Genomic DNA, 14,016 nt, shown 5'->3' on the forward strand with positions numbered 1-14,016 from the left:
TCACACCTCCGACGGCGCGGGTGCGCCGTCCGGCAGCCGCTCGTGCACGGCCCTCAGCAGACCGGCGGGCGACAGCAGAGAGAAGTCGGCGAGGGTGTCGGGGTCCAGCTCGACACCGAACCGCTCCTCGACGGCCATCACCAGGGCGACGGTGTGCAGCGAGTCCACACCGAGGTCCACGAGCGGCACGTGGGAGTCGGTGACCCGAACGGCGCAGATGTCCTGGACGAGCTGGTCAAATTGCGACTGGTTCATGGGGGTTCCTCATAGGTACGGCAGGAGCGGAGCGGTCGGTGCCCTGCGCGGCGGCGGCGAGCAGCCGGGCGACGGCCACGCGGTCGGGCTTGCCGTTGGCGGTCAGCGGCACGGTGTCGAGCCCGACGATGCGGTCGGGCAGGCGGGCCGCGTCCAGGTGGCGGGCGAGGGCCTCGCGGACCTCGTCGGGGGCCAGTGCCGTCTGGACGGCGAGGAGCAGCGGGGCGTCCTCCACGGCGGGGCGCGGGGCCACGGCAGCGGTCACGCCGGGGACGCGTTCGGCGGCGTACTCGATCTCGGACAGCGCCATCCGGACGCCGCGCCGCTTGATCATGTCGTCGTCGCGGCCGACGAAGTACAGCAGGCCGTCGGCATCGAGGCGTCCCTGGTCGCCGGTGTGCAGCTCCAGGGAGCCGTCGTCTCGGCGCACGTACCGGCTCTGCCGCTCCAGCGGGACGCCCCAGTACCCGGCCATCACGGTGTCGCCCCGGACGACGATCTCGCCGGTCTCGCCCGGCGGAAGGGTCCGCTTGTCGGGGCCGACGATCCGCACCTGGAGGCCAGGGATGGGCCGGCCCACGGAGTCGGGGTGGTCCGCGTACAGGGCGGGGTCGAGGACGGAGACGCGCTTGCACTCGGTCATGCCGTACATGGCGGCGAAGACGGCTCCGGGGAAGGCGTCGAGCAGTTGGTCCGTCACGGCACGACTCGGCCGGGCGCCGGTGTTGGTGAACAGCCGGACCTTCGTGTGACCGCGCAGTTTCGTCCGGAGCAGGACGAGGAGTCGGGCGAGCGAGGGGACGAGCGGAACGACGGTGACGCCGTGGCGTTCGACGGCCCGGATCAGTCCGAGGTCGCCGCCCCGGTCGACGAGGACGAGGGCGGCTCCGGTGAGCGTGCACAGGAGGGCCTGGTAGAGCCCGTAGTCGAAGGAGAGCGGCAGCCGGCACAGCACCACGTCGTCGGCGCGGTAGCCGAGGCAGTGGTTCACGGCACGGACGGCCGCGAGGATCTGCCGGTGCGGGCACACCACGCCCTTCGGCCGGCCGGTGGTGCCGGAGGTGTAGATCAGCAGAGCGACTGCGTCGTCCGCCACGTCGGCGGCGACGGGATCGGCGGACGCCTCCTGGAGCTCCCGGGCGGCCCGCTCCGCCTCGACGGTGGCGCGGGCGGCGGTGCCCGCGGCGGGCGGGCAGATCGCGAGGGCGGCGCCGCAGTCCCGCACGATGTGGTCCGTCTGGTCGGCCGTCAGGCCGGGATGAACGGGAACGAACACGGCGCCGATGCGGAACGCGGCCCACAGCAGGGCGAGGAACGTGCGGTCGCCTCGGCCCGCGTAAACGATCCGGTCCCCCACGCCCACCCCTCGGCCGCGCAGCCAGCCCGCCGCCCGGTCGGCCTCGGCGCCCAGTCCGGCGTAGGTGAGCGGCCCTTCGGCGTCGATGAGGGCGGTGCGCCCGGGCTGTACGGCGCGGGCCCGAGCCAACAGGTCATGCACCAGCATGGGCGAGGCCCTCCTTGCGGGAGACGGCGGCAGCGATCCGGGCGTGGACCTTGCCGAGGTCGCGCGGAGAGACGACGGGGACGACGTCGAGTGCGGGCAGCCGGCGTTTCAACAGGCTCGCCAGGGTGCGGGCGGGCGGCAGGCAGACCGTCACCTCGGGTCCGATCCGGCCGAGCTCGTCCAGGCACAGGTCCCAGCGCACCGGCCTGACCACCTGCTCGACCAAGCGGCGGCGGAGGTCGTCGGGGTCGCTGACGACCGTGCCGTCGGTGTTCGACAGGAGGGTCCCCGCCGGCCGCCGGAAGGGGGTCCGTTCGGCCGCCGCCGCGACGGCCTGCCGCGCGGAGTCCATGTAGGGGGTGTGGAAGGCGCCCGCCACGCGGAGCGGTTTGACGGTGGCGCCGGGCGGAGGGCCGGCGGCGAGCCGCTCCAGGCCGGCCACGGCCCCGGCGGCGACGATCTGGCCGGGGCCGTTGAACGTGGCCGCGTACAGGCCCAGGTCGGTGATGCGGTTCAGGGCGTCGGCCTCGTCCCCGCCGACGACGGCCGCCATCGAGGTGGGGGTCTCGGCGCAGGCGGCGGCCATGGCGCGGCCCCGCACGGCGGCGAGACGCACGGCGTCGGCGGGGGCCAGCGCTCCGGCGTACACGGCGGCGGTCAGTTCGCCGACCGAGTGCCCGGCGGCCACCGGCGGGACCTCGACGGCGGACGGGCCGAGCGCCTCGTGGGCGAGGAGACCGGCGGCGACCAGCAGCGGCTGGGTGTGCTCGGTGCGGGCGATCTCAGCGGCCGACGCCCTGCCGCCGAGGTGCACGAGGTCCACGTCGGCGGCCTCCGACCAGGCCCTGAGCCGCTCGGCGGACTGCGGGTCGCGCAGCCAGGCGGACAGCAGGCCGGGGGTCTGGGAGCCCTGCCCCGGCGCAACAAATGCGTACATCAGTTCGAGCCTCCTTTCGTGGGAAAGTCGACGACCGGTGCGGGGGTCCCGGCGTGCGAGGTGTCGGTACGGGGATGTCGATGACGGGCAGTCAGCTGCGGCCGGTACTCCTCCGGAACCGCCGCACGGCCATGAACGAGAAGGCCGCGAACCAGGCGACGGTGTTGACCACCGCCATCGCCAAACCGGAGTGCTCGCCGCTGAAGGAATAGCCCTCGGTCAGGCTGTAGCGGGCCAGCGTGGAGACGCCGAACATCGGCGACCAGCGGGAGATGTCCAGCATGGTGCCGGACAGCGGGATGAACAGGTTGCCCAGGAACGCCAGCGCCGTCATGGTCAGACCCGGCATGTGCATCACGGTGTCGGGTTTGAGCGCGAGCCCCAGCGTGATGCCGAGCGCGGCGAAGACGGCGGCGCCGAGCCACGCCACCAGCAACGACGTCACCCACACGGCGGCCGTCGCCCGCACGCCGGTGAACGCACCGAGCACGCCGACGATGGCCACGGGCACGGCCGCCATCAGGACGGACACCAGCACCTTGACGAAGAGGTAGCCGGGCGGCGAGAGCGGGGTGAGCGCGATGGTGCGCATCCAGCCCGACGCCTTCTCGACGGAGATCGTGGCCGCCGAGCTGACGGCTGCGGTCGCCGCCCCGTACACGGCGATGCCGCTCATCATCCAGGCCGCGAAGTTGCCGTGCGGCAGCGTGGCGTGATCGGGCTCGGTGCGGAACAGCGCCAGGTACAGCACGGCCGGCAGCAGCAGCGTGAAGATCGTGGTCTGACGGTTGAAGCGGCGGCGCAGCTCGTAGCCGATGAAGACCGGGTTGACGCCGCTGAACGGCGAGGTACCGGCCCGGCGGCCGGTGGCGGTCGCGGTGCTCATCGGATGGCCTCCCCCGCGGTGCGGTTGCGCTGGGTGAGGGTCATGAAGGCCTCTTCCAGGCTGCGCGGGGTGACCTCGATGTCGGTGGCGGAGGTCCGCCCGACCAGCAGGCGCAGCAGCGCGTCCGAGTCGGTGGTGTCGAAGTGGTGGCGGCCGCCGCGCGAGGTGCACGAGCGCACCAGCGGGGACCGCGCGAGGGCGGCGGCGTCCTGGTCGCCGACCCGCGCCGACACGGTGCGCCCGCTGAGTGCGGACCGCACCTCGGACACGGGTCCGTCGGCGACGATCCGGCCATGGTCGATCATCACCACTCGGTCGGCGAACCGGTCCGCCTCCTCCATGTAGTGGGTGGCGAACATGACCGTCATCCCGCGCCCGGCGTCCTCGCGGACCGCGGCCCAGAAGTCCCGGCGGGCCACGACGTCCATGCCGGCGGTCGGCTCGTCGAGGACGAGCAGCTCGGGCCCGGAGAGCAGGGCCAGGGCGAACCGCAGCCGCTGCTGCTCGCCCCCGGAGCACTCCGCGACGCGGCGGCTGCGCAGGCCGTCGACGCCGGCCCGGGCCAGGGCCCCCTCCACGTCGGAGCCGGGGTGCAGCGAGCCGAGCATCCGCACGGTGGCCTCGACGGTCAGGTCGGGCAGCAGTCCGCCCGTCTGGAGGACCGCCGCGACCTGCCCGGAGCGCACCGCCTGCTGCGGCTCCCGTCCGAACAGCGACACCGAGCCCTCGTCGGGCCGGGTCAGCCCCAGCAGCATGTCGATGGTGGTCGTCTTGCCGGCGCCGTTCGGACCGAGAAACGCGACGACCTCACCCCGCCGGATGCGCAGATCGATGCCGTCGACGGCGCTGAAGCGCTCCCCCTTGGCGTCGGTGAACCGCTTCACGACCGAGCTGAGGCGGACGGCGTCCGGGGACGTCACCTCCTCGGGCACCGGGTGCGGTCGGGTTCTGAGCATGTCGGGGTCCTCACCAATCTCGACGGGGGTGGCCTGGCGACAACCACTCTTCCCCGGCCGGCTATCGGCCCTTGACCGGCCCGCTATCCGGCCGCTACCGGGGGGGCGGAGACCGGTGCGGAAGACGGTGCCGGGCGCGGGGGCACCGAGCACGGCGGTGAGGAACCCGGCGCGCGGAGACCGGCGGTGACGACGCCCTCCGGCGTCCCTACTCGCTCTCGCACTTCCGGTACGACGCGTCCAGCTCCCGGACCTCCGCGGAGGCGTGCAGCGTCAGGCCGGGGGACGGTTTCACGTGCCGGCGGAGCAGGTCCAGGGCGGCCTCCGTCAGCCGTGCCTTGGTCTCCTCCGTGCGGCCGGTCAGCAGCCCGATCATGACGTGCACCACGGCGTGCCCCTCGGTGTCGGGGCCCACCGCGGTGTCCTCGGTGCGACGGAACTGGGTCTTGCAGGCCGGGGGGCGGGCGGCCGCGATCTCCACGACGGCGGCGTGCAGCGCCCGTGCGAACCCCGGCCGGTCGAAGTCCTCCGCGAGCTGCTCGGAGTAGTCGACGGTGATCTGCGGCATGGGTGCTCCTGTCTGTGTACGGACAGGAGCACCCTAGCCGGGGCCGGGTCAGCCGGTGCGGGAGAAGACGGCCACCGTGCGGCCCGGCACCGTGAAGGTGCCCGAGGCCTTCGCGTAGGCCGCGTCCTTCACGACGGGGTCCGCGCCCGCCGCCTGCACCGGGTGCAGCCGGTAGGCGTCGCCGGCGAGTGCGGCGACCCGCTGCCGCTGCGCGTCGGGCGTGGCGTTGAAGACGACGACCAGGTCACCGAGGCGCATGGTGATCACGCCCGGGGTCTCGTCCTCGCCGGACAGCGGGAAGGAGAGCCGGGACTGCACCTGCGCGGCCGTGGCGAGGGAGAAGTCCCTCTCGCTCGTACGGATCTCCAGCAGGTCCCGGTAGGCCGCCGAGGCGCCCTCGATCTGCGGGCAGCCGACCTCGATCGCGGTGAGCAGCGGCTTGGCGTACGGCCACTTGTCCTCGTTGTCGGCGGCCGGCGGCAGTCCCCGGCCGAAGCCGTTGCCGTCGGCGCAGTCGAAGTGGAGGGCGTTGAACCAGTCGCCGCTGTCGTAGGAGTTGCGGTCCAGCGACTTCGAGCGCAGCAGGTCGGTGCCGGCCTGGGAGAGGGCCGGGCCCTGGGAGAGGGCGGCCGTCGCCATGGCGAGGACCTGCATCCGGGCGCGGTCGGCGGCGCCGGTGGAGGCGGGCAGCTTGAAGGCGAGCGCGTCGAACAGGGTCTCGTTGTCGTGCGCGTCGGCGTAGGCGAGGGCGTCGCCGGGTGCCTCGGCGTATCCGGCGGGGGCGCCGTTGTAGTCGACCTCGGAGCCCTTGACCTCCTTGCCGCTGGTGTCGGTGAAGCGGTAGCCGGCGAGGTTGCCGGACAGACCGACCTTGATCAGGTCCTGGTAGTGCAGCAGCCGGGCCCGCTGCTCGGCCGGGGTGCCGTTGGCCGGGGAGGAGTTGGGCTCGGTGTAGAGGCCGGAGGCGAAGCCCTGGACGCCGGGGTCGGCGTCGAAGGGGCCGCCGCCGCGCACGGCGTCGCGGGCGCGGTCGGAGAAGGTGGCGATGCCGGTGCCGGCCATGTTCTGCTGCGTGGCCTGCTCGAAGCGGGCGTCGTCGGCTACCTCGCCGAAGTTCCAGCCCTCGCCGTACAGGATGATCTTCTTGCCGTCGACGCCGTCCTTCTTCACCGTCAGTGCGTCGAGGGCCTCGCGGACGGCCAGGATGTTGGCCTTGGGGTGGTGGCCCATGAGGTCGAAGCGGAAGCCGTCGACCTTGTACTCCTTGGCCCAGGTGACCACCGAGTCCACGACCAGCTTGCCCATCATGGCGTTCTCGGTGGCGGTGTTGGCGCAGCAGGTGCTGTTGGCGACCGAGCCGTCGGCGAGCAGCCGCTGGTAGTAGCCGGGGACGATCCGGTCCAGGACGGACGTCTTCGCCTGGCCGCTGGCCGCGGTGTGGTTGTAGACGACGTCCATGACGACGCGCAGGCCCTGTTCGTTGAGCGCCTTGACCATCTTGCGGAACTCGACGGTGCGGACCGTGCCGTCCGGGTCGGTGGCGTAGGAGCCCTCGGGGACCGTGTAGTGGTACGGGTCGTAGCCCCAGTTGTAGGCGTCCTTCGCGGCGGCCTTCGCCACGCACGCCTGCTGCTCGTCGGAGTCGGCGGGGAGCGCGGCCAGGTCGCAGTCGACGGTGGCCTGCTCCGACTTCTTCTCGGGGATGGTGGCGATGTCGAAGGCGGGCAGCAGGTGGACGTAGGAGGTGCCCGCCTCGGCCAGCTTCCGCAGGTGCCGCGAGCCGTCGCTGTCCTTGTCGGTGAAGGCCAGGTAGGTGCCCGGGTGACCGGCGGTGCGGTCGGCGACGGAGAAGTCGCGGACGTGCAGTTCCTGGATCTGGGCGTCCCTGAGCGGCACCGCCTCGGGCTTGTCGTACGTCGACCAGCCGCGCGGCTTCAGGGACCGGTCGGCCAGGTCGGCCACCAGGCTGCGCTCGGAGTCGGTGGTCAGGGCGAGGGAGTAGGGGTCGGTGACCTTGTTGGTGACGACCTTCCCGGCCTCGGGTGCCCAGACCCGGACGGCGTACCGGTAGGGCTTGCCCTTCCAGGAGGCGGGGCCGGTCACGGACCAGACGCCGGTGGTGTCGTCGCGCCTCATCCGGACGGTGCGGTCGCCGATCTCCAGGGCGACGTGCTGCGCGGTCGGCGCCCAGACGGCGAGCGTGGGCCGGCCGTGGCGGAACGTCGGGCCGAGGTCGGCCTGGGTGGCGGCGGCGTACAGGTCGTCGAGGGCGCCCGCGATCTGCACGCCGGTGGCGGCGAGGACGGCGCCGGTGGCGGTCCGCTGGGTGGCGACGACCTGGCCGCGCAGCGCCTCGCGCACCCGGTCGCGGTCGCGCGGGTCGACGGACCAGGCGGTGTGGTCCTTCAAATGCGGGAACTTCGCCTTCTGGGCGTCGGTGAGCGCGGTCCTGGTCAGCCGCAGCCACCGCTCGTCGTCACCGGTCAGCGTGCCGTTCTCCACGGCGAGGGAGCCGCCGCGGGAGGAGACCAGCTGGGTGGAGGCGGCGCCGTCCGCGCCGTTCCAGGCCACCGTGTTCCGGTCGATCCAGACGGCCTTGGACGTGGAGAGGTCCAGGGCGGCGGCCGAACCCGCGGGCTGCGGCAGCAGGTACTTCTCCTGGCCGCTCAGCAGCCACACCTCGTGCCCGTCGGCCCGCAGGTCCAGGGCCTGGTCGGTGGGCAGGTCCTTCTCGTCGCCCTTGTGCAGGATGTAGCTGAGGCTGGTGGCGCCCTCGGTGAGCGGCACCTCGAAGACCGCGCCGTAGGAGTCGGTCCGCGCCGGCATCAGCGGCTTCGCCCAGTCGGTGGGGTTCGCGGCGCCGGACCAGACGTGCAGGCCCCAGCCGTCGTAGTCGCCGTCGGGGCGGTGGTAGTGGAGTACGGCCTTGGAGGTGTCCTGCGCCGGGTACTCGGGGCGCTCGGTGAGCATCCCCTCCTCGCCCTGCTCGATCCACACCTCGCCGGTCTTCGTCACGTCGATGGTGCGGTCGGCGGCGACGTCCTTGTTCCCGTCCTTGTCGATGACCAGGAAGCCGACGTTCTGGGCGCCGGGCCCGAGCTTGACGTAGGCGAAGGCCCCGTAGGCGTCCCGGCCGGTGAACGGGTGGCTCTCGGGCCACTCGGTGGCCTCGCCGTCGGCGAGGTCGCCCCAGGCGTACAGGCCCCAGTCGTCGTAGTTCCGGTCGGCGCGCTGGTAGTGGACGATCGCGTAGTCGCGGGAGGAGGCGGTCGGGGGCTCCTCGGCGGGCGGGGTGCCCGTGGTGGAGGCGGCGGTGGCGCTCGCGGTGCGGCCCGCCGAGTCGACGACGACCGCCTTGTAGCGCAGGGCGGTACCGGCGGGCACGTCCTCGCCGATGGTGTGCGTGACCTTGTAGGGGGCGTGGTCGGCGGAGCCGAGGGTGCGCCAGGCGCCGTTGCCGGTCTGGGCGGCGAAGACCACCCGGTTGAGGCCGCCGCCGTCCACCTGTGCGGTCAGCTCCACCGTGCCGGTGGCGCCGGCCTCGGGGGCGGTGAGGGTGACCGTGGGCTCGGCGGCGGGCTCGGTGATCCGGCCCGCGGCCTTGAGGACGATCGCCGAGCCGGCCGGGACGGTGACGGTGATCTTCTTGTCGTCGCCGGACCTCACCGATGCCCGCGTGCCGTGGATGCCGCGGAAGGCCATGTCCGCGGAGTGGGTGGCGAAGGCCGCCGTCCTCGGCTCGTCGGCGTTGTTGAAGGCGACGACGTACTCCACGCCGCTCTTCGCGTCGGTGCGGGAGAAGGCGTAGATCCCGGCGCCGTCGGCCGCGTACCGCTCGGTCTGCACTCCGTCGGCGAGGGCGGGGTGGGCCTTGCGGAGCCGGGCCAGCTCGCTGATCTGCCGGTAGAGGGGCGCCTGCTTGTCGTAGGCGTCCTCGGCGTGGGTGCGGTCGGTGCCGAGCTGGTCGTCGTCCAGGTAGTCGGCGGTGCGGGAGGCGAACATGGTCTGGCGGGCGTCCTTGTCGCCGCCGGCGCCCGTGAAGCCCTGCTCGTCGCCGTAGTAGATCACCGGGTTGCCGCGGCTGAGGAACATCAGCTCGTTGGCGAGCCGCGCCTTCTTCAGCAGTTCGGCGTCGGTGGCGTCGGGGTCGTCCTGCTCCAGGAAGTGCCCGATGCGGCCCATGTCGTGGTTGCCGAGGAAGGTGACCTGCTCGTAGGCGTTGGCCTTGTCGGTGGTGTACTTCCAGTCGTCACCGAAGACCGCCGCCAGCCGCTTGGCGCTGCCGCCCTGGGAGGCGTAGGAGCGGGCGGCGTCCTGGAAGGGGAAGTCGAGGGTGGAGTCCAGGCGGCCCCGGGTGACGTACGGGGACGTGATGTCGGTGTCGGCGGAGTAGACCTCGCCGAACATGAAGAAGTCGTCGCGGCCCTTCTTGGCGGCGTACGCGTCCAGCGCGGTGGCCCACTGGGTCCAGAACTCCATGTTGACGTGCTTCACGGTGTCGATCCGGAAGCCGTCGATGCCGAAGTCCTTCACCCACCGCTGGTAGATGCGCTCCATGCCCTTCACGACCTCGGGACGCTCGGTCCACAGGTCGTCCAGGCCGGAGAAGTCGCCGTAGGTGGTGGACTCCCCCGCCCAGGTGGAGTCGCCCCGGTTGTGGTACATCGCCGGGTCGTTGAGCCAGCCCGGCACCTTGAGGTTCTTCTTGGCCTCGGGGACGACCGGGGTGCGCGGGAAGGAGCCGGCGCCGACGCGCGGGAAGCGCCGCGAGCCGTCCGCGTAGTCGGCGTCGTCGAAGGGCTCGCCGTCCTTGGTCAGGTACGGGAAGGCTCCCTTGGACAGGTAGCTGTAGGACTTCTCCTCGTAGTCGACGACGTCGGCGGTGTGGTTGGTGATGACGTCGAAGAAGACCTTCATGCCCTTGTCGTGGGCCTTGTCGACCAGCCGCTCCAGGTCCGCGTTGGTGCCGAAGTGCGGGTCGACCTGCGTGAAGTCGGTGATCCAGTAGCCGTGGTAGCCGGCGGAGGCGTTCTCGCCGGTGCCCTGCACCGGCTGGTTCTTGAAGATGGGCGCCATCCAGATGGCGGTGGTGCCCAGGTCCTTGAGGTAGTCCAGCCGGTCGATCAGGCCCTTGAGGTCGCCGCCCTGGTAGAAGCCCTTGTCGGTGGGGTCGTATCCGGTGCTGAGGCGGGAGCCGGTCAGGCCGCCCTTGTCGTTGCGGCGGTCGCCGTTGGCGAAACGGTCCGGCAGGACGAAGTAGAACTGCTCACGGGTGAGGTCGTGGCGTGCGGCGGTCTTCGCCAGCTTCGCGTCGGACGGGGGCGGCGGCGGGGAGGCGGCCCGCGCGGCCAGGGGCTGGAGGAGTGTCGCCGCGAGGGCGGCGGCCGTGAGGGCCGCGACCCGTGGTGCGGCGGTGGATCGGCGCGCCGAAGGCGCCGGCCATCTCGGTATCACCGGTGTGAACTCCTTGCGATTGCGGCTCGTTCGGGTCCGACCCCGGCGAGACGGTAGCGTTGGCGCAAGTCTTGCGGCAAGAGGCGTGAAACCATCGGCAAGGATTTTCACGCCTCTTGCCCGAACGGTCCGTTCAGCAGCTCGACTTGCCCGCGTACAGGGCGAGCGCGGTGTTGCTCCCCAGCGTCGCGGTGAACTGTCCGGAGCCGTTCACGCTGACCGGCCGGTTGCCCTGGACGTCGCAGTACGTCCCGGCGGGCAGCGAGGTCTGGTAGGTGCGGGTCAGCGACCAGGACTCGTGGTTGACGGCCACGTAGCCCTTGGTTCCGCGCCCGAAGGCGATGGCGTCGCCCCCGTTGTCCCACCAGTTGGTGACGGCCTCACCGCGGGTGGCGTTGCGGAAGGCGACCATCGACTTGACCTCCGGCCAGGCGTGCTGGCACTTCCAGCCGTCCTGCCAGCAGGCGTCGACCCGCCCGCCGTTGGGCGGACCGGCGTCGTGGTCCGACCACTCGTAGCCGGAGTTGACGTCGGGGGCGCCGTAGGGCCAGGCCAGCATGAAGACGTTGGCCAGGGTGTAGGTGGCGTTGTCCTTGTAGCTGAGGGTGGAGCCGTTGCGCTCGGTGTCGTGGTTGTCGACGAAGACGCCGGCGACGGAGCTGTTCAGGTACCCCCAGCCCTCGCCGTAGTTCTTCAGGTAGGCGAGGTTCTCGTGGTGGAAGACCCGCTTGAGGTCGTAGGCGTAGCGGAACTCCTGGACGTCGCCGGTGCCGGTGTACTCGCCGGGCTGGACGGCCTCGCCCGCGCCGTAGATGACCTCCTGCTTCCAGTAGACGTCCGGCTTGGTCAGCCGGGACTTGACGTCCGCCAGGTCCCCGGCCGGGATGTGCTTGGCCGCGTCGACGCGGAAGCCGTCGACGCCGAGGGAGAGCAGGTCGTTCAGATATCCGGCGATCCGTCCCCGGACGTACTCCTCGCCGGTGTCCAGGTCGGCGAGGCCGACGAGTTCGCAGTGCTGGACGTTGTGGCGGTCCCGGTAGTTCGTGATCTCCGAGCGGCAGTCGTCGAAGTCGTAGCCGGAGTACAGCCCCGGGTAGTCGTACTTCGTGTACGAGGACCCGCCGGTCCCGGTGCCGCTGCCGGCCGACATGTGGTTGACGACGGCGTCGACGACGACCTTCACACCGGCGCCGTGACAGGTGTCGACCATGTTCTTGAAGGCGGCGCGGTCGCCGAGCCGCCCGGCGATCCTGTAGCTGACGGGCTGGTACGAGGTCCACCACTGCCCGCCCTGTATGTGCTCGGCGGGCGGGGAGACCTGGACGTATCCGTACCCGGCCGGACCGAGGGAGTTCGCGCACTCCCGGGCGACCGAGGCGTAGTTCCACTCGAAGAGGACGGCCGTGACGTCCTTGGCGCCGGGCGGGGAGGCCTGCGCGGGCGTCGGGGCCATGACAAGGGCGGCCGTGAGGGCGGCGGCCCCGGAGAGGATTCTGCGTGCCATGTGGGGTTCCTTCTTCATCGAAGGCACTGTGGGGAGCCGCAAGCCCTGAAGCCCCTGAAGTCCCTGAAGGGTCTTGCTGAAAGCTTCAGAAAATTGCGGTGACGCAGATGTTAAAGGCCCGCCGCCCGAAAGGGCAGCGGGCCGTACGAAGTTGGACGGACTTTTTCGGCGGGACGCCGACGAGCCCGGCGGTCGTCAGTCCGTCGCCGTGGTCCACCACACCGTGGTGTCCGCCGGCACCTTGGCCTCGCCGTCCGCCTCGGTCACCTCGCCGCTGGACAGCAGCAGCCGCCCGTACGCCGGCAGCGCCACCGACTCGCCGGTGGTGTTGGCGACGCACACGAACTCGCCGCGGCGGAAGGCGAGCACGCCCTCGGGCGCCCGCAGCCACTCCACCGCGTCGCCCGCGCCCAGGTCGGGATGGGCGCGCCGGGCGGCCAGCGCGGCGCGGTACAGCTCCAGCGTGGAGCCCGGCTCGCCGGTCTGCGCCTCGACGCTCAGCTCGCCCCAGCCCGCCGGCTGCGGCAGCCAGCTGCCGCCGTCGCCGAAGCCGTACGAGGAGCCCTCTCGGGTCCACGGGATCGGCACCCGGCAGCCGTCGCGGAAGCCGTCCTGGCCGGCGCCGCGGAAGTAGGCCGGGTCCTGGCGCACCTCGTCGGGCAGGTCGACGACGTCCGGCAGGCCCAGCTCCTCGCCCTGGTAGACGTAGGCCGAGCCGGGCAGGGCCAGCATCAGCAGGGTGGCCGCGCGGGCGCGGCGCAGACCCAGTTCGCGGTCTCCGGCCAGGCGGATCTGGGTGCCGAGGCCGGGCGGGTTGGCGAAGCGGGTGGCGTGCCGGGTGACGTCGTGGTTGGACAGCACCCAGGTGGCCGGGGCGCCGACCGGGCGCATCGCCTCCAGGGTGCGGTCGACGACCTCGCGCATCTCCTCGGCGTCCCAGTAGGTGCTCAGGTACTGGAAGTTGAACGCCTGGTGCAGCTCGTCGGGGCGCACGTAGTTGGCGGTGCGCTCGACGGTCGGCGTCCACGCCTCGGCGACGAAGATGCGCTCGCCCGAGTACTCGTCCAGGATGCGCCGCCACTGCCGGTAGATCTCGTGCACGCCGTCCTGGTCGAAGAACGGCATGACATCGTTGCCCAGCAGCTTCAGTTGCTCGTGGGATCCAAGGTCCGGCAGCCCCTCCGCCTTCACCATGCCGTGGGCGACGTCGATGCGGAAGCCGTCGACGCCCATGTCCAGCCAGAAGCGCAGGATCGAGCGGAACTCGTCGCCGACGGCCGGGTGCTCCCAGTTGAAGTCGGGCTGCTCCGGGGCGAAGAGGTGCAGGTACCACTCGCCGGGCGTGCCGTCGGGCTCGGTCACCCGGGTCCAGGCCGGGCCGCCGAAGATGGACTCCCAGTCGTTGGGCGGCAGTTCGCCGTTCTCGCCCTTGCCGGGGCGGAAGTGGTAGCGCTCGCGCAGCGGGGAGCCGGGGCCCTCGGCGAGCGCCCGCTTGAACCACTCGTGCTGGTCGGAGGAGTGGTTGGGGACCAGGTCGACGATGATGCGCAGGCCGAGCCCGTGGGCGTCGCGGATGAGCGCGTCGGCGTCCAGCAGGGTGCCGAACATGGGGTCGACGGCCCGGTAGTCGGCGACGTCGTAGCCGGCGTCGGCCTGCGGGGAGGCGTAGAAGGGGCTGAGCCACACGGCGTCCACGCCGAGGTCGCGCAGGTAGGGCAGACGGGTGCGGACGCCCTCGAGGTCGCCCATGCCGTCGCCGTTGCCGTCGGCGAAGCTGCGCGGGTAGACCTGGTAGATCACCGCGTCGCGCCACCAGTCGCGGCGCCTGGCGACGGTCGCGACGGCGGAGGCGGACCGGGAGGTCGGGGTCGGGGCCGGTGCTGCTGAGTGCTGCTGGCTCATGTCGTCCTTGATGCGTGACGGTTGTCGGTCAGGGTGGCGTGGGTGCGGCG

At 72.0% G+C, this 14,016-nt stretch carries 9 protein-coding genes; all 9 read right to left on the minus strand.

All coding sequences use genetic code 11. The annotated features are described in order from the left end of the window. The gene (locus ACZ45Q_RS05840) at positions 1-255 is read right to left on the minus strand and encodes an acyl carrier protein (RefSeq protein ID WP_468255491.1); all 255 of its coding nucleotides are present in this window, start codon (positions 253-255) and stop codon (positions 1-3) included. Continuing rightward, a complete protein-coding gene (locus ACZ45Q_RS05845) occupies positions 236-1,759 on the minus strand; it encodes a class I adenylate-forming enzyme family protein (protein ID WP_468255494.1) in 1,524 nt (507 codons plus the stop codon). Before ACZ45Q_RS05845 ends, ACZ45Q_RS05840 begins: the two co-directional genes overlap by 20 nt. After that, complete coding sequence (locus ACZ45Q_RS05850; protein WP_468255496.1) at positions 1,746-2,696, minus strand: ACP S-malonyltransferase; 951 nt, start codon at positions 2,694-2,696, stop codon at positions 1,746-1,748. The genes ACZ45Q_RS05845 and ACZ45Q_RS05850 overlap by 14 nt, the downstream gene beginning before the upstream one ends. Before the next feature lie 91 nt (positions 2,697-2,787). Then, the gene (locus ACZ45Q_RS05855) at positions 2,788-3,582 is read right to left on the minus strand and encodes an ABC transporter permease (protein WP_468255499.1); all 795 of its coding nucleotides are present in this window, start codon (positions 3,580-3,582) and stop codon (positions 2,788-2,790) included. Then, positions 3,579-4,538 carry an ABC transporter ATP-binding protein gene (locus ACZ45Q_RS05860; RefSeq protein WP_468255502.1) on the minus strand — a complete coding sequence of 320 codons (960 nt, stop codon included), beginning with the start codon at positions 4,536-4,538 and terminating at the stop codon, positions 3,579-3,581. The genes ACZ45Q_RS05855 and ACZ45Q_RS05860 overlap by 4 nt, the downstream gene beginning before the upstream one ends. A 208-nt stretch (positions 4,539-4,746) precedes the next feature. Then, positions 4,747-5,106: a 5-carboxymethyl-2-hydroxymuconate Delta-isomerase gene (locus ACZ45Q_RS05865; protein ID WP_468255505.1), complete on the minus strand. Its 360-nt coding sequence runs from the start codon at positions 5,104-5,106 to the stop codon at positions 4,747-4,749. A 48-nt stretch (positions 5,107-5,154) separates the two neighbouring features. Beyond that, positions 5,155-10,560, minus strand: a complete 5,406-nt coding sequence (pulA, locus tag ACZ45Q_RS05870) for a pullulanase-type alpha-1,6-glucosidase (RefSeq protein ID WP_468255508.1) — start codon at positions 10,558-10,560, stop codon at positions 5,155-5,157. A gap of 133 nt (positions 10,561-10,693) precedes the next feature. Beyond that, entirely contained in the window at positions 10,694-12,064 is a 1,371-nt protein-coding gene (locus ACZ45Q_RS05875) for an alpha-amylase (protein ID WP_468255510.1), read from the minus strand. Between the two features lie 195 nt (positions 12,065-12,259). Next, entirely contained in the window at positions 12,260-13,966 is a 1,707-nt protein-coding gene (locus ACZ45Q_RS05880; RefSeq protein ID WP_468255513.1) for a glycoside hydrolase family 13 protein, read from the minus strand. Between the last annotated feature and the right edge of the window lie 50 nt (positions 13,967-14,016).

Source organism: Streptomyces sp. NPDC031049, assembly GCF_055571015.1.